Genomic DNA, 15540 nt, shown 5'->3' with positions numbered 1-15540 from the left:
GTCTTATAACGCGCAGATTAACGTACACCTTCAGAACATCGCCACGTTAGAGATAAGAATATCTGAGCTACAAACTATTCAGGATAACACCGGTGAGATTGCGATGAATAGGCAACTCATTGCTGGGGAAGGTGAGAAAATCCGGAAATTAGAAGAACTCATAAAGCTTCTAAGCGAGGCCAAGGGTCCCGGATGATGCGAGCTGATCCTCGCCGCACCGCAGTAGACCGCACAAGATGGCGACGGCTCCTCAAAAAAAGCGGAACAGGAGCGGCTGGTGCTGGTGGGGGGACCTTTGTGCCGTCGTTACTGTTCCGCCTTTAGCGGAGGACTCCGGCCATTTTCGCGGGCCACCTAAAAATTTGCGACGGAACCCGATTTCGTCGAGAATATATCCATCCTGGTCAACGGCGCGCCACAGCCAGTGCTTTCGGCCACCGATGGAAATCACGACCTCATCCAGGACCCTCGAAAAGGTCAAAATCGAGATGAGCTTGCAGGTGCTCGCCTACAACATGAAGTGCATGATCAACATCTTCGGCGTCAAGCCGCTGATGACGGCAATCGCCGCCTGATCCACGCCCCGCCTGCCAGCTGCCTCATCGCTGCCACGCTCAAAACAGCGGCCGTCATACGCAATCTGCAATCGCGTTTTCACACGACCTCCACCCGATTCGGTCTTTGGACTTTCATCGCGGCATTTTTCGTCTCACGAGCGCAGCCGACTGAATCACGCCAGCCCAGACCTTTGTGCTGCGCGGACTGAGCGACCGCAACAAGGACAATCTTTTGCCTTTACGATGGCCGAACAAAGTGTCACTTGCCAGCCTTGATCTTCATCTTCATTCTGAAGTCGGTTCGGCGTCTAGCATTTTCTGCAGGCATGATCGTCAGCGGCATTGGCCTTTCGTTTCATAGCCAGTAATTCAAGCTGTCGTCCGACCTGGTGGTGATGCGAGATGGCCGAGTCGGGTTGTAAGTGTGGCTTTGCGATGGTTCATGGTTCACTTTCCAAATTCCGCCAGTATTTCCGCGGCTTGGCGAGAGCCGTCATCGCCGGGTTGTCTCTGGCTACATCGGACAATGCCGGCGAAGCCATCTCCGGAGCAGACGCAGCGGCTCCCGTGTTGAACGCACGGGAAGTTCGACGTTTTCCGGTTCCTGACGCATTTCAGGGCGTCGCCGTCAATGCGCACGCATTCTACGCGATCTCCAACACACAGATCACCAAATACGACAAGGCAAGTGGCAGGAGGTTGGCGAACTGGTCCGACCCGAGCGGCGATATCGTCCATCTGAACAGTTGCGCGATCCGGAAAGCGATCCTCGTCTGCGCTCATTCGAACTATCCGGATAGCCCGGCGAGAAGTTCGATCGAGATATTCGATACCGCGACGCTGAAACATGTCGGTCATCGCAGCCTGGGCATCACGCCGGGCGCGCTGACTTGGGCCGCTTGGCATGAGGGTGCGTGGTGGCTCTGCTATGCGACCTATGGCGGCTTCGCCCAAGATCCGTACAAGGCTGGATCGTCGACCACAATCGTCAGATACGATGAGCGGTGGCGGCGGCGGCGGCGAGAGACTTGGCTGTTTCCGACTTCCGTCCTCAATTCATTCGGCGCGATGTCGGCTTCAGGCGGGGCCTGGGGGCCGGGCCACTATCTCTACGTCACGGGACATGATCGCCCGGAACTCTACGTCCTTCGCCTGCCCGAGTCCGGCTCGGTCTTGCGGCATGTCGCGACCATCATCATCCCCGGGCACGGCCAGGCCTTCGGGTGGGACCCGACACAACCGCGCATACTTTATTCGATCGACCGCGCTCTGCGCGCGATCATCGTCGTGCGGGTGCCGCCGATCCCGACGCAGGAGCAATGAAACCGATCGCCTTGAACGCAAGACAAATCAGGGTCGCGCAGCCAAATTCAATCAGAATAGAATACCTTCATAAGCACTCTGACACCTATTCTTTCGACCGTCACAGCAGCTTTTCTCGCTTCCTTCTGCGGATCGTCGAGGCTTTTACCACTGTGCTCGCCGCTGGCGTGACATGAGGCGACGACACCAAAAAAGCAGCGGCGGCATGCAGGCGCAATGCTCAGCATGCACATCACTAGAATAGGATCACGAGCAATACGAGTGCCGGTGCATACAAAGCAATGGCGCGGTGTAACTCGGGTATCCCAAGACAACCTTTGTAAGCCCTGCACGTTTCCCGCGTGAAATCTTCGAGCCATCATCGTAATTGGACTTCATGATGCTGGAGTCACGCTTGCCTCGGGTGTAAATTGAAAATGGGCGGACCAACTATCGTTCGAATAGGAGGCCAAAATGAAGCACCATGCACTCGAGCAGCTGCAGATCGTCGCCGAGGTTGATCAGGACTACCTGTACCGGGTCCTGTCGCGCAGCGAGCGTCTTGAACGCTGGGCGTATCTCCTCGAACAGAATCCTGACCGGCGCCTTTCGACGCTGCACCAGACCGAGTATCAGCCGGCGACGACGCGCGCGGCCATGCGTAGCGACGGCTCACCGATCTCGGTCGCTTTCGAGGATCCTGTCCTCCGGGCAGCCGGGTTGAAAAATGACAGTTACGGCGAAGCGAAGCGGTTCTTCGAACTGACCGACAGGCAATTGCACAAGGTCATCTGCTATTGCCATTTCGGCGCAACGGTGAACGCCGCAACGGCTGCGCATTACGTCCGTAAGCTGCCTACCTGGAAACAGCCAAGTATCTTCGCTTGGTTGCACCAGATGTTCGCCCGATAAGGCGACATTGCTTTGTCGGGTTATTGTTGAAGCAGCCACCGGTCGTCAAATCACCCGTGGAGTACCAGGTTGTCACGTGCGCCAAGGGTCGTGACGACACCAGCCAGACCAATTTCTGTGACAGCTGCAGCGTCAACGGGATAACGGTTTTTCGCGTCGTAGGGTAGTCGGTGTCAAAGCTGTCGTTAGGTGGCCGCGCCGAACAGCAAGAGAACGGCACCGATTGTCAATAAAACCAAGCCGGGCCCATTCCGCACCAATCCAAGCATCGGAGGCCTTGCTGCCGAGGCGAAAGATGACAAGACATTAGCGAAGGCAAGTCGGGCTCACGACTGTCGGATCCGCAAGCCATGCAAAGACTGTAGCAGCTTCTGCCCTGACTCAGCGTCCAAATAAGAAGAAGTAGCGCAACACCCCGGCACTGTCGCACTCGGTGCCGGGTACTTTAATCATCAACGGGAGGAACGAATGTCGAATGCCAACATGGCTCAGTATCACGCCCGCTTAGCCAAATCGGGTACTGACACGTCCGCGCAAATCACTCATTTGGGCGACGCAATCATTTACTTGGCCAAGGCGCTAGAAGACGTACAGCACCAGATTAAGATGCTGCATCGGAAATAGCTCGCCTGTCCACTTTTGCCGGTCGAAATGACTACTGCGCCGCCGGCTGCGAGCGATCTGGCATGAGTGAAAACCTTGTTCCGGTTGTGGGCATCTTACAAAGCAAAGATAATGATGAGGTCTGGCATGATGATGCCCAGCAATCCGGCATTTACGCCGTGCAGCGCTTTGCTCGCACACTAGAGCAATGGCCAGACCGAAGGACAAATCAACCGGCTGAAAACGCTCAAACGCGGAATGTATGGCCGTGCAAGCATTGACCTCTTGCGTGCGCGGATATTGCCGCTCTCCCTGCTCATCGATCGCACAGGAAGACCCGTTAATCAGGGTCTTCCTCACTTTATGTGGTTCATTCGCTGTTAGACAAGATGCCGCTATGGGTGGGCATGCGAGCGAAAACGAAATGGTCACCCGGCCCAGGGATTAAAGTTCTGAGCGTCGCGCTCACGGATGATGACAGCTGGGTTGTTTCTGCTGCCGGACCAGCGTTCGGCATTTGCCCCGATTGCGAACAGCGGACGCGAAATCGGCATGGCTGGTCCAACCGAAGTCTTCAAGATCTGCCGGTCCAGGGCAAAACCGTAACGGTGAGGCTTCGACGACCCGCTGGCGGTGCGCGGATCAGAAATGTGAACGACAAACGTTCACCGACCGACTGCCGACAGTTGCTTCCCGTTCGGCGCGTTTCGCAACTATGTCAGGGTCGTTCGGTTTCGGACTTCTTTAGAAGCAGTTTCTTTGCGACCGCTGCAGCTGCAAGGCGTTCGGCCAATTCTTCGAGGGTTTTCAATCGATCGTTTGTCCCGTAGCTGCAAGCGATCTGTTCTGAATGATTGTAAAATAAAAAAGCCGGACATTTAATGCTTGAACTGGGCGACGTTGTCCTTGGTGAGTTGCATTACCCCGGTCTCGACCTTCTCGGGCAGCGGATCGATGCCCGCGGCCTTGTAGTCCGGCACTACCTTCATGCCCCCGGTGTTGAGCCAGTGGAGGAGATGCACGGCAAGGAACGCCTCGACATAGGATTTTTGGACAACCGATCCGACAATGGTCCCGTCCTCGATATAGGACAGCATGTCATCGTTCCGGTCCATGGCGACTATCTTCACCTTGCCCTGGCGCCCGATCTCGGTAACCGCGATGGCGGCGCCCTTGCCGCTGTCGCCATCGGTGCCGCCGATGCCGACCACGTCGGGATGAGCAAGCAATGCCTGGCTGTAGGCGGTCGGCGCGTAGGAAGGGTCGGCCTTGTCGTTGACGACGTCGACCACCTCGATCTCGGGCGCGCTGTCCTTGAAATAGGCTTTGTAGCCCTCCACCCGCTCCAGCACGGAAGGCGCCGGGAAGGATCCGAGCAGTACCTTGCCCTTTCCGCCGATCGCGTCGGCCAGCATCTTGCCGCCGACCTTGCCGGCCGCGTGATTGGATATCCCAAGATAGATCAGGCGCTTCGTACCGGGCGCGTCGCCGATGATCATGGCGACGGGTATGCCGGCCTCGACCGCGCGGTCGATGCCGAGCGCAAGCGCCGCGGCGTCGCCGGGGAATATAAGCAGACCCGCGGGTTTCTTGGCTATCAGCTCGTCGAGTTGGCGCGCTTGGGCCGCGGTGTCAAAATCGAGCGGCCCGGTGAAGCTCGCGGTGACGCCGAGCAGCTTCGCGCAATCGTCAAGAGCCTTGCGGTGATCGACCCAGAACGGCACTTGCGTGACGCAGGAGAGGAAGACGTATTCCATTCCTGCTCCCTGGGCGAGCGCCTCGCTGCTGAAGCGTGGCACGAAGCCGAGGCCAGCCCCTGCCAGGCTGACGCCCCCGAGCTTCAATAGGTCGCGGCGATCCATATCAAGCATTGTCATTTTGCTTCCTCCTTTTTGTGGGGACCGTCGGCCCCCGGCTCATTCCTCTCCGCGGCGCACGAGCATGTCGAGCGTGACGGCGGCCACGAGTACCGCGCCGGTGACGATCATCTGCCAGTAGATCGATACCGCGAGCATGGTCATGGCGTTGTTAATGAGGGCAACGAAGATGACGCCGAGAAAGGCCCCAAGAATGGTCCCTTCGCCGCCGCGAAGGCTGGCGCCGCCGATCACGGCGGCGGCAAGCACCTGCAGTTCGAGCGCGTTGCCGGCGGTCGGCGTGCCGCTCATCAGCCGCGAGGCGAGGAACACGCCGGCGAGCGCCGCGAGCAGACCGGAAAGCACATAGGCAACGATGCGGACGCCATCGACGGGAAGGCCGGAGAGGCGCGCCGCCTTTTCGTTCGAGCCAATGTAGTAGATCTGGCGGAAGAAGCTCGCATGGCGCATAGCGAGGTCGAAGACGATCACCAGCACGAGCGTCGCCCAGACAAGGAAGGGAATCCCAAGAAACTGCGCCTTACCCGCCCAGGCGAACGCCGGCGGTAGGTTCGAGAGAGAAAAACCTTCGGTGAAGACCAGCGCGATGCCGCGGGCGATCGACATCGAGCCGAGAGTCGCGACGAGAGGGTTCACGCCGATCCGGGTGACGACCAGTCCGTTGGCGAGGCCGATCCCGGCGCCGAGCGCGAGCGCGGCCGTGACCGCAAGCGGGATCGGCGCGCCTTTGATGAGAAGAAGAGCGACAACTGTGCTGGCCAGCGCAAGCACCGAGCCTACCGAGAGGTCGAACCCGCCTGCCGCGAGCAGCATGGTCATGCCGATGGCGATGATTGCGGTCGGCGCCATGCCGATGGTGATTGCCCGGAAATTCGCCATCGAAAGAAAAAAGGGCGAGGCAAGCCATATGCCAATGATGATCGCGATGATGAGGACAAATAGCGTCAGCTCGCGCGTTTCGACGAAAAGCTGGAGGAGCCGCCGATGGGCGGACCGCACTGCCCGGCGGTCGGCGGCTTCGATGTTCACGCTGCAATTCCCTCGTGGTTGGGGTTCACGCCCGAAGCGAGAGCCATGAGTAGTTCCTCCGTCGCACTGGCAGTTGCGAACTCGCCCGTCATTCGGCCCTGGTGCATGACGACGATCCGGTCGGCGAGTGCGAAGATCTCGGGAAGATCGGAGGAGACGATGAGGATGGCCGTTCCGAGGGCTGCCAGTCGGCGGATCTCCCGGTGGATATCCTGCTTGGCGCTGATGTCGACACCCTTGGTCGGCTCGTCGATGATGAGGATGGCCGGATCCGTCTCCAGCCATTTCGCCAGCATCAGCTTTTGCTGGTTGCCGCCGCTTAGCTCGGCCGCCGGGGCCGAGAGCCCGGGAACGCGAATATGGAAGCGGTCGACCGCACGCCTTGCCGCCTCGCGGCCCGCGGTCGCCCTCAGCAATCCGAGCCGGCTGAAGCGCCCGAGCGCCGTGACGATGACATTGTCGGCAACCGGTTTCTGCAGGAACAGCCCTTCCGCCTTCCGGTCGTCCGGCACATAAGCGATGCCGTGCCGCATCGCCCGGCGCAGATCATGAAGGCGCACTTGGCATCCCCGGATCTCGATCGTGCCGCAATGGGCCGGAAGGACCCCCGCCAGCGTACGGGCTAGCTCGCTACGTCGAGCGCCCATCAGGCCCGCGAGCCCAACCACCTGGCCAAAGCACAGGATGAGGTCGATGCCGGAAAACTCACCTCGCCTCCCGAGGCCGCGGGCCTCGAGAGCGACCGCGCCGACTGCCCGGGCCGGTTCGGCCGACAGTGCCGCAATGCGATGGCCGACCATGTCCTGGACGACCGCATCGACCGTGGTTTCGTCCGTTGGCCGGGTGCTCACCCGCCGTCCGTCGCGCAAGACGGTGATCCGGTCGGCGATGCGGAACACCTCGACCATGCGATGGCTGACATAGACGATGCCGATCCCGCGCTCCTTGAGCCGGCGGAGGATGCGGAAAAGCGCCTCGACCTCGTCCGTATCGAGCGCCGAGGTCGGCTCGTCGAGAAGGAGAATGCGAGAGTTGAGGGATAGCGCCTTGGCGATCTCCACGAGCTGGCGCATGCTGACCGGCAACCGCTCGACGGGCCGGTTGACGTCGACCTCGATTCCGAACGCCGACAGGATATCGCGGGTCCGCCGGCGAAGCTCGCGCCAGCGGACGAAGCCTGCGATGGTGGGCGCCCGCCCGGCAAAGACATTCTCCGCGACGGTCAATGCGTTGGCGAGGCTGAGGTCCTGGAAGACCGTTGCAATGCCGAGCCCCCGCGCTCGCGCGGGGGTATTGATGGTGATTTGCCGGCCATCGACCTCCACCGTACCGGCGTCGGGCGAAACCACACCGGACAGTATGGCGAGGAGCGTGGATTTTCCGGCGCCGTTTTCGCCTAGAAGCGCATGAATTTCGCCGGCAAACAGCTCGAATTGGACATCGGAGAGCGCCCGGGTCGTTCCGAATGTTCGCGAGATCCCGCTTAAGCGGAGGAGCGGCCCGGTCATCACATCGCCTCCGGAACCTCCTCGTCTGCCGCGGCGATATCCTCGATCCCGGCGGAATAGGTTTGCCGCGTCCGCCCGATATGGACATCGAGGATGGCGAGCGTCCCGGCAACATCCCGGCACCGGATGGTCTCCAGCATCTGCCGATGCTCCTGGAACGACATTTTGGTGTGAAGTGGCTTGGTCGCCAGATGAGTCCTCAGCGCAGCGATCTTGCCGACATTGCGTTCGTAAGCATCGCGGAGATAGCTGTTACCGCAGTGCTCGAAGAAGGTGGCGTGGAAACGGGTGTCGAGTTCAAGATAGGCGCGCCGATCGCCTCGCCGCTGCATAGCCGCCATTTCCGCCACGATCGGCTCGAGATCGACTGCGAAAGCGTCGGGGTTGCGCGAGATCGCCAGCTTCAGCGCGGCCGCCTCCACCGCGGTCCGGAATTCGCAGATTTCCGCGACCTCGCGCGCGCTCAGCGTGAACACGAAGGCGCCGCGCTGGGGGTAGATCAATACCAGGCCTTCGTTGCGGAGCTGCGCGAGCGCCTCCCGCACTGGGGTCTTCGAAACGCCGAGACTGTCCGCGAGCTGCCGCTCCGACAATGGCTGTCCGAGATCGAGATCCCCGTGAACGATCGAGGAGCGGAGATGTGACAGGACGGTTTCCGCCAGCGATTTCGGGCGCTCGATGCGCCTGACGCGGGACCGGCCGTCGGATTTGGGATTGTCTGCCATCTGAAACATGATATACCAGACACCAGAACAAACAACAATAGCGACTGCGGGAGCGGCCGCATCGGGGAAGATCCCGAGGGAGGAAGGCGTGGACAGGGCTGAGCTTCTCCTCGACTGCCGCAACCTCCATGGCGAGGGCATACTGTGGAACGATAAGGATGGCCGCGTCTGGTGGACCGATATTCACGGCAGGCATCTTTGGTGGTTTGAGCCGAGATCGGGCAAGGCCACTTCGATCCCGATGCCCGACCGCGTGTGCTGCTTCGCCCCTCGCCGCCGGGGAGGCTTCATCGTCGCTTTCGCCAAGGAGGTCGCCTTCTTCGATCCGGAGAGCGGCGCGATTTCCCCCTTTTATTGCTTCGAGCCCGAAAATCCGGAAACGCGTCTGAACGACGGGCGCACAGATCGTCAGGGCCGTTTCGTCGCCGGCGGCATGAACGAGGGCTCGCAGACGCCGACGTCGACGGTCATCCGGGTCGATCCCGACGGGTCGGTGTCGACCATCATCACCGACGTCGGTTGCGCCAACAGCACCTGCTTCGCAGCGGACGGGCGGAGGATGTATTTCGCCGACTCGTTCGCCGGCACGATCTGGGTCTACGACTATGATATCCGGGCCGGACTCCCGTCCAACCGGCGTGTGCTCAAGGAGTTCGCGGACGAACCGGGGATTCCGGACGGCTCCTGCGTCGATGCTGAGGGCGCCGTATGGAACGCCGTATGGGAGGGCCGGCGCCTTGTGCGCCTCCTACCCGACGGAACCATCGACCGGGTCATCGAGATGCCGGTGCTGAAGCCCACATGCTGCGCCTTCGGAGGGCCGGAGCTCGACACGCTCTACATCACCACATCGCAACTTGAGATGACGCCGGATCAACTCGCGCAAGAGCCAATGGCCGGCTCGCTCTTCGCGTTCAAGCCCGGCGTGCGCGGCCTCGTGGACGCTCCGTTCGCCGGCTGACAAGGAGGAACGTCATGAAAACCGAAAGAAAATTGCTGGCAGCCGGCCTGGCACTGGCAATAGGCTTTGTAATCGGCGGCGCGTCGGCGCAGGAATCATCTTATCCGGCGCCGAATCCGCTCGCGGCTTCGGCACAGGCTCCCATCAAGGATTTCAAGGGATCAAAAGGCGCGCGCATCGCCTATATGCCGCCGGCCACCGAATTCAACTACTACATTGCGATCGGCGAAGGCATCAAGGACGACGCCGCCAAGCGGGGCATCGGAACCTTCATGCTCGCGCCGCAAAGCGGCGCCGACATCAACGGCCAGATGGGCATGCTTCAGGACGTCATCACGCAAGGCGTCAAGGCCATTATCCTGTCCACGCATGACGAGCATGCCGCCGCTCCCCTGGTCAAGCGAGCGGTCGATGCCGGCATCGCGGTGGTTATCGTGAATTCGGATATCGCCGACTTCCCAGCACCGGTCCATGGCGTGGTCGGCTATTCGCAGCGCAACGGCACGCACAAGATCGGCGAATACGCTCTCAAACTGGCGGACGGAAAGCCGATGATGGTGGGCATTCTCGAAGGACAGCCGGGCTATCACTCGACCGAACGGGTCGGCGGTTTTCTCGACGCAATCAAGGGTTCGGACTTCAAGGTGATTGCCAGTCTAGACGGCAAGTGGAACGTCGAGGGCGGCAACGCCGCCGCCATGGACATGCTGCAGGCCCATCCGGAGACCCAACTGATCTTCGCCGCTAACGATTACGAGATCATGGGCGCTGCGCAGGCCGCAAAGGCGCTCGGCCGGACGGATCTCTTGCTCTTCGGCAACGATGGCGACACCGGCGCCGGCCTCGAGCAGATCGCCTCCGGTAACGTCACCGCGACCGTGGACACTACGCCCTTTGTGATGGGCCAGATTGCGCTCGCGGTCACCGCGGACATCCTCGACAACAAATATCCGGGCGGCTGGGTCGAGACCCCGACCCAGATCGTCGACAAGAACAACGTTGTCGACGTCCTGCGGCATCCGGAGAAGCTCTATCCGAAGCCGTCGAAGGAATATTGAAGCGTGGGAGCGTTGCGGATCGCCTCCGAAGACCTGAGGCTGCGGTGAAACATAATGAACGCATCTGAGGACATCGCCTGGGAGCTACAGGGCGTGTGCAAGACCTTCGGGACTGTGCTCGCGAACGACAATGTCTCGCTCGCTTTGCGCAGGCGTCAGATACATGGGCTGGTGGGTGAGAACGGCAGCGGCAAGTCGACGCTGATCCGGGCGCTCTGTGGCGCGCACCAGCCGGATTCCGGCACGATCCTGCATGATGGCACGCCCGTCGTGCTACGCGGCACTCCGGTGGCCCGCTCGCTTGGAATTGCCACGGTCTTCCAGGAGTTCTCCCTCGTGCCCGATCTCACGGTGGCCGAGAACGTTTTTCTCGGACGCTGGCCGGGCTGCGCCCTGAGCGTCGACTGGCGCACGATGCGCGATGCGGCGCGCCAGGTCTTGACCGATCTCGAACTCACCATCTCCCCGAACGCAACAGTCGGCGACCTGCCGGTCGCCCAGCAGCAGCTTGTCGAGATTGCAAAGGCGATGGCAGCCAAGGCGAGCGTCATCGTCCTCGACGAGCCGACCACCGCGCTCGGCATAGTGGAGGTCGAGCATCTTCACGGTCTTCTCCGGCGGGCGCGCAGGAACGGAGCAGCCATTCTCTACGTCTCGCACCGTCTCGATGAAGTCCTCGATCTTTGCGATGTGGTGACGGTGATGCGCAACGGCTGTGTCGTGAGCGCGGCCGGGCAGACGCCGCTCGATATTGCCGCCATCATTGCCCTCATGATCGGCAAGGATGTCGAGGAGCAGTACCCGAAGGTCCGCGGCGGAAGGGGTGATGTGCTTCTGGAGGCGTGCGACATCTCGACCGATCGCCTCCGGAATGTAAATTTCTCTCTGCACCGCGGCGAAGTGCTCGGATTCGGCGGGACTCTCGGCTCTGGTCGCAGCGCGATCGCGCGCGCCCTGTTCGGCGTCGAACCGATCGCCGGCGGAGAAATCCGGCTGCATGGCAGCGTCCGGCTCATTCGCAACCCCGCGCAAGCCATCACCGCAGGTATCACGCTCCTCACCGAAAATCGCAATATCGACGGCCTGTTCTTCAATTTTACGGGATCCGAGAACATCACGGCCGCCAGTCTCGGTGATTTCGACAGCGGCCTCTGGCTTGATCTCCGGCGGGAGCGCAAGGTGAGCGCCGACCTCATCCGCCGGCTGCAGGTGAACCGCGCCGCCGAGTCCGAGCTGGTTGGCCGTCTTTCCGGGGGCAACCAGCAGAAGATACTCGTCGCGCGATGGCTGAACACGAACGCGGAGGTGTTCATTCTCGACGAGCCTACCAAGGGTATCGACATTGGCGCCAAGGTGGCGATCTATCGGCTGATCAACGAACTGACCGCGGCGGGCAAGGGCGTCATTCTGATCAGCTCCGATGAAAAGGAGCTGCTCGCCATGTCGGATCGCGTGGCGATCGTGCGCCGCGGCCGCATAACGCGCATTGCCGAGGCAAAGGACCTGACCAAGACCGACCTGCTGGCGGGTCCGAGAGAAAGGCGCGGTGCGGCATGAGGCGCGTGCTTTCACTTCCCTTTGTCGGCCCCGGGATCGCCACGCTTGCGGTTGCGCTTCTGGTCGCGTCCACCACTGATCGCTTTCTCACGCCGGGCAATCTGAACAATCTAGCTCTCCAGGTAAGCATCGTCGCGCTGGTGGCGATCGGTTCGACGGTGGTTATCATCGCGGGGGGTATCGATCTGAGCCCAGGATCGGCGATCGCGCTGCTGACGATGCTCCTTGCGATGATGTTGAAATTCTGGGGTTTCGGCTTCTGGCCCGCCATTGTGCTCGCGCTCGCAGCGGGGGCGGCCATCGGCGCCATCAACGGAACGATCACGGCCTATCTCAGAATCCCTCCCTTCATCACAACGCTCGCCGGCTTGAGCGCCTATCGTGGCATGGCCTTCATGTTCAACAACGGCTCCCCGGTGTTCGAGGCATCAGATCGGCTAGAACCTCTGTTCTATGGGCGGCTTCTCGGCATTCCCCTCCCCCTCCTCTACATTGTTTTGTTCTTCGCCGCGGCGCACTGGCTGATGCGGCGCACGCGGCTCGGGCGCTCGATCTATGCAGTCGGGGGCAATGCCAATGCGGCGCGCCTTTCCGGCATCAAGGTGCACCGCGTTCAGCTCTACGCCTTCACCCTAGCGGGGCTGATGGCGGCAGTCGCAGCCGTGCTGATGGCGGCGCGCCTGAATTCCGGCTCGCCCAATTACGGCGTCGGCCTCGAATTGCAGGCGATTGCGGCGGCCGTGATCGGCGGCGCCAGCCTGGCCGGCGGCCGCGGCGACATGGTGGCCACGCTGTTCGGCGCGCTGACGGTGACCATCGTCCAGAATGGATTGAACCTGAACGCGGTGGCGACATCGACGCAGAATGTCGTGATCGGCGTGATCATCGTGCTGGCTGTGGGGATCGACATGTGGCGCGGCGAGCTCAGCCGCACGTTGGTCTGGGCCATCGGCCCGCTTCGATTGATACGACGCGAACGGCAGAAAAGGAGGAAAGCTCAATGACCGCCATCACGTTTTCGCATGTCGGCATCACCGTGCCTGATCTCGAGAAGGCAGTCGAGTTCTACTCGAAGGCCTTCGGCCTCTACTTGATCATGCCGCCGACCGAAATCCGTCAGGACGACAGTGCCATCGGCCAGATGTGCGATGACGTATTCGGTTCCGGTTGGGGAAGCTTTCGCATCGCTCACCTCTCGACGGGCGACGGCATCGGCGTCGAGCTGTTCGAATTTCCGAAAACCGAGCCCGAGCAGAAGCCGTTCGAATATTGGCGGCCGGGCCTCTTCCACTTCTGCCTGCAGGACGAGGACCTCGAAGCGCGCGTGAAGATCATCGAGTCCCACGGCGGCCGCCAGCGGATGAAGCAGGTGCGCTCGTACTATCCTGGCCAGAAGCCCTACCGAATGGTCTATTGCGAGGACCCCTTCGGCAATATCATCGAGCTCTACAGCCACTCCTATGAGCTCACCTACTCGGCCGGCGCTTACGTTTGAAAAAGGAGCCGGGCATGGCGCGCAAACCCAAGGTCGTCATCACCGACCACGACTATGGCGATCTCGATATCGAGCAATCCATCCTCGAATCGGCCGGCGCCCGCATTGTCGCGCTGCAGGCAAAGTCCGAAGAGGAACTCTTCGAGGAGGTGCGCGACTGCGATGCGGTCATCAATCAGTATGCCCGCGTCGGAGCAGCCACCATCGCCCAGATGGAGCGCTGCCGGGTGATCGCGCGCTACGGCGTCGGCATCGATATCGTCGACGTCGAAGCCGCAACGAGAAAGGGCATTCTGGTCACCAATGTCCGCGACTATTGCACCGATGAAGTAGCCGACCACGCCATTGCGCTGTGGCTGGCGCTCGCCCGCAAGCTCTTCAAGTACAATTCGGCGACGCACAAAGGTATCTGGCGCTGGCAGGAGGGCCAACCCGTCCACCGGCTCGATGGCCGCGTCATGGGCATCGTCTCCTTCGGAAAGATCGGCCAGGCGATCGCACGGCGCGCCAAGGCGTTCGGCGTGGCGATCATCGCCTACGATCCATACCTCGCGGAAGGCGTCGCCGAAGCGCTGGGCGTCGGGCGGGTCGGCAAAGAGGAGATCCTTCAACGCTCAGATTATCTGATGATGCAGGTGCCGATGACCCCCGAAACGCATTATTTCCTCGGCGAGGCGGAGTTCGCGCGAATGAAGTGGGGCGCTATCATCGTCAATACCGGCCGCGGCCCGACCATCGACAGCCGGGCGCTATGCCAAGCGCTGACCGAGGGCCATATCGCCGGCGCCGGACTGGACGATATCGAGGAAGAACCCGCGAAGCTGAGGGCTTGGAGCCCTGCCGACAATCCGCTATTCTCGCTCGACAACGTGATCGTCACCTCGCATGTCGCGTATTATTCCGAGGAGTCGATCCGGCTCGCGCGCGAGACCGCCGCATCCGAGGTCGCCCGTGTGCTCAGGGGCGAGCGGCCGCTCAATCCGGTGAATGAGGTGGCGCCCGAGCCAGGCGCGCGGTGATGCTTGGCATGGCCTGAAAGGAAGCTCCGATGTTGAAATTGTTCAACGATTTCCAACGCGATCCGGTACTCCTCCGGAAGTTCGAAGTGGTAGCGAAGTGCTATAGCGCGTCGTGCGTCTTCGCCGACTCGCAATACCGCCAGGGAGTCATGGATTCGGAAATCAAGCCCGCGTTCCCGGCACGGATCGTCGGCCAGGCAGTCACGGTCCAGCTCTCGCCCGGGGACCTCGTCGATCCGCTGAGGGCGATTGAGATGAGCGCGGAAGGAGACGTGATCGTGGTCGACGCGGGCGGCGATCGCCAGACTTCTGTCTGCGGCGGCCTGATGGGCGGTCTTGCCCGCAATCGCGGCATTCGCGGCATGATCATTGATGGCGCGGGCCGCGACGTCGACGAGTTGCAGGTCATCGGCTGGCCAATCTGGACTCGCACCATTACCCCCCGCGGAACCCATACCATGTATTCAGGCCGGAAAGACGAGCTCTCCATCAACGTGGCAATCCAGTGCGGCGGGGTCACCGTCAACCCTGGAGATTTCGTCATCGCCGACACGATCGGCGTGACTGTCGTTCCCCTGGACCGTGCGGAAACGGTGCTCGAGGCGGCGCACGAGCAGGCGGAACGCGAACAGAAGACCCGCGAGCGGGTGGCGCAAGGAAAGACGCTCGAAGACCTGCTCGAGGAATTCGGTCGGCTGTGAGCGAGAGAGCCGCCGCCAGCCGGACTTCGGCCTAGATTGTCCAACATCAGCGCCCTTGAGACAAATTGCGGCTAATTGAGAAGCGAGGATGGCGTTGTCACCATAAACGCTGATTTCCCACTTAGAGGATTCATTACATGCGAGAAGTGCCGGCATCCAATGGGAGGGGCCTGGTCGACGAGCCAAAATAGTGAGCGATATCCCTACTACTTTTGCCAGAAAAAAATATGCGTACC

The 15540-nt window shown here is 61.2% G+C and carries 15 protein-coding genes and 3 pseudogenes; 12 read left to right on the top strand and 6 right to left on the bottom strand.

The features are described 5' to 3' along the window. Positions 1-196 (top strand): hypothetical protein (locus tag AAAC48_RS03455; protein ID WP_340652828.1); only part of this gene is annotated, 196 nt, incomplete at its 5' end. A gap of 186 nt (positions 197-382) precedes the next feature. Here the strand turns inward: AAAC48_RS03455 and AAAC48_RS03450 are convergent. Both AAAC48_RS03450 and AAAC48_RS03445 read right to left on the bottom strand, forming a co-directional pair. Next, positions 383-463: pseudogene (locus AAAC48_RS03450) on the bottom strand (DDE-type integrase/transposase/recombinase); the annotation flags it as partial. A 45-nt stretch (positions 464-508) separates the two neighbouring features. Next, positions 509-658, bottom strand: a complete 150-nt coding sequence (locus tag AAAC48_RS03445; RefSeq protein ID WP_340652829.1) for a hypothetical protein — start codon at positions 656-658, stop codon at positions 509-511. A gap of 301 nt (positions 659-959) precedes the next feature. Between AAAC48_RS03445 and AAAC48_RS03440 the strand changes: the two genes are divergently transcribed. The 4 genes and pseudogenes from AAAC48_RS03440 to AAAC48_RS03425 all read left to right on the top strand — a co-directional run. Continuing rightward, positions 960-1880 (top strand): cycloisomerase, encoded by a 921-nt coding sequence (locus AAAC48_RS03440; protein ID WP_340652827.1) that lies wholly within the window; start codon positions 960-962, stop codon positions 1878-1880. A 453-nt stretch (positions 1881-2333) separates the two neighbouring features. After that, the gene (locus AAAC48_RS03435) at positions 2334-2771 is read left to right on the top strand and encodes a hypothetical protein (RefSeq protein WP_340652826.1); all 438 of its coding nucleotides are present in this window, start codon (positions 2334-2336) and stop codon (positions 2769-2771) included. Between the two features lie 807 nt (positions 2772-3578). Further along, positions 3579-3758: pseudogene (locus AAAC48_RS03430) on the top strand (hypothetical protein); the annotation flags it as partial. Positions 3759-3781: 23 nt separating this feature from the next. Further along, positions 3782-4065 (top strand): annotated as a pseudogene (locus AAAC48_RS03425) (transposase family protein); the annotation flags it as partial. A 187-nt stretch (positions 4066-4252) separates the two neighbouring features. Here AAAC48_RS03425 and AAAC48_RS03420 read toward each other — a convergent pair. Genes AAAC48_RS03420 through AAAC48_RS03405 form a run of 4 tightly spaced genes read right to left on the bottom strand, consistent with a single transcriptional unit; the run spans position 4253 to position 8522 of the window. Next, positions 4253-5251: a substrate-binding domain-containing protein gene (locus tag AAAC48_RS03420; protein WP_340652825.1), complete on the bottom strand. Its 999-nt coding sequence runs from the start codon at positions 5249-5251 to the stop codon at positions 4253-4255. A 39-nt stretch (positions 5252-5290) separates the two neighbouring features. After that, on the bottom strand, positions 5291-6280 hold the full coding sequence (locus AAAC48_RS03415) for an ABC transporter permease (RefSeq protein WP_340652824.1): 990 nt from the start codon (positions 6278-6280) through the stop codon (positions 5291-5293). Next, positions 6277-7788 (bottom strand): sugar ABC transporter ATP-binding protein, encoded by a 1512-nt coding sequence (locus AAAC48_RS03410; RefSeq protein WP_340652823.1) that lies wholly within the window; start codon positions 7786-7788, stop codon positions 6277-6279. Before AAAC48_RS03410 ends, AAAC48_RS03415 begins: the two co-directional genes overlap by 4 nt. Continuing rightward, positions 7788-8522 carry a GntR family transcriptional regulator gene (locus tag AAAC48_RS03405; protein WP_340652822.1) on the bottom strand — a complete coding sequence of 245 codons (735 nt, stop codon included), beginning with the start codon at positions 8520-8522 and terminating at the stop codon, positions 7788-7790. The genes AAAC48_RS03410 and AAAC48_RS03405 overlap by 1 nt, the downstream gene beginning before the upstream one ends. 79 nt (positions 8523-8601) lie before the next feature. On the opposite strand from AAAC48_RS03405, the gene AAAC48_RS03400 reads away from it, so the two are divergent. Genes AAAC48_RS03400 through AAAC48_RS03370 form a run of 7 tightly spaced genes read left to right on the top strand, consistent with a single transcriptional unit; the run spans position 8602 to position 15304 of the window. Next, a complete protein-coding gene (locus AAAC48_RS03400) occupies positions 8602-9474 on the top strand; it encodes an SMP-30/gluconolactonase/LRE family protein (RefSeq protein ID WP_340652821.1) in 873 nt (290 codons plus the stop codon). Positions 9475-9506: 32 nt separating this feature from the next. Beyond that, positions 9507-10532, top strand: coding sequence for a sugar ABC transporter substrate-binding protein (locus AAAC48_RS03395; RefSeq protein ID WP_340652820.1), 1026 nt, complete (start codon positions 9507-9509; stop codon positions 10530-10532). A 54-nt stretch (positions 10533-10586) separates the two neighbouring features. After that, positions 10587-12089: a sugar ABC transporter ATP-binding protein gene (locus tag AAAC48_RS03390; protein ID WP_340652819.1), complete on the top strand. Its 1503-nt coding sequence runs from the start codon at positions 10587-10589 to the stop codon at positions 12087-12089. Next, positions 12086-13093, top strand: a complete 1008-nt coding sequence (locus AAAC48_RS03385) for an ABC transporter permease (protein WP_340652818.1) — start codon at positions 12086-12088, stop codon at positions 13091-13093. Before AAAC48_RS03390 ends, AAAC48_RS03385 begins: the two co-directional genes overlap by 4 nt. Further along, entirely contained in the window at positions 13090-13584 is a 495-nt protein-coding gene (locus AAAC48_RS03380; RefSeq protein ID WP_340652817.1) for a lactoylglutathione lyase family protein, read from the top strand. Before AAAC48_RS03385 ends, AAAC48_RS03380 begins: the two co-directional genes overlap by 4 nt. Before the next feature lie 14 nt (positions 13585-13598). Further along, positions 13599-14603 (top strand): C-terminal binding protein, encoded by a 1005-nt coding sequence (locus AAAC48_RS03375; protein ID WP_340652816.1) that lies wholly within the window; start codon positions 13599-13601, stop codon positions 14601-14603. Between the two features lie 29 nt (positions 14604-14632). Next, on the top strand, positions 14633-15304 hold the full coding sequence (locus AAAC48_RS03370; RefSeq protein ID WP_340652815.1) for an RraA family protein: 672 nt from the start codon (positions 14633-14635) through the stop codon (positions 15302-15304). Positions 15305-15540: the final 236 nt, after the last annotated feature.

Source organism: Phyllobacterium sp. (genome assembly GCF_037994405.1).
GTDB lineage: Bacteria > Pseudomonadota > Alphaproteobacteria > Rhizobiales > Rhizobiaceae > Phyllobacterium.
Note: the sequence above shows the minus strand (reverse complement) of the source record. Positions and strands in the feature narration are given on the sequence as shown.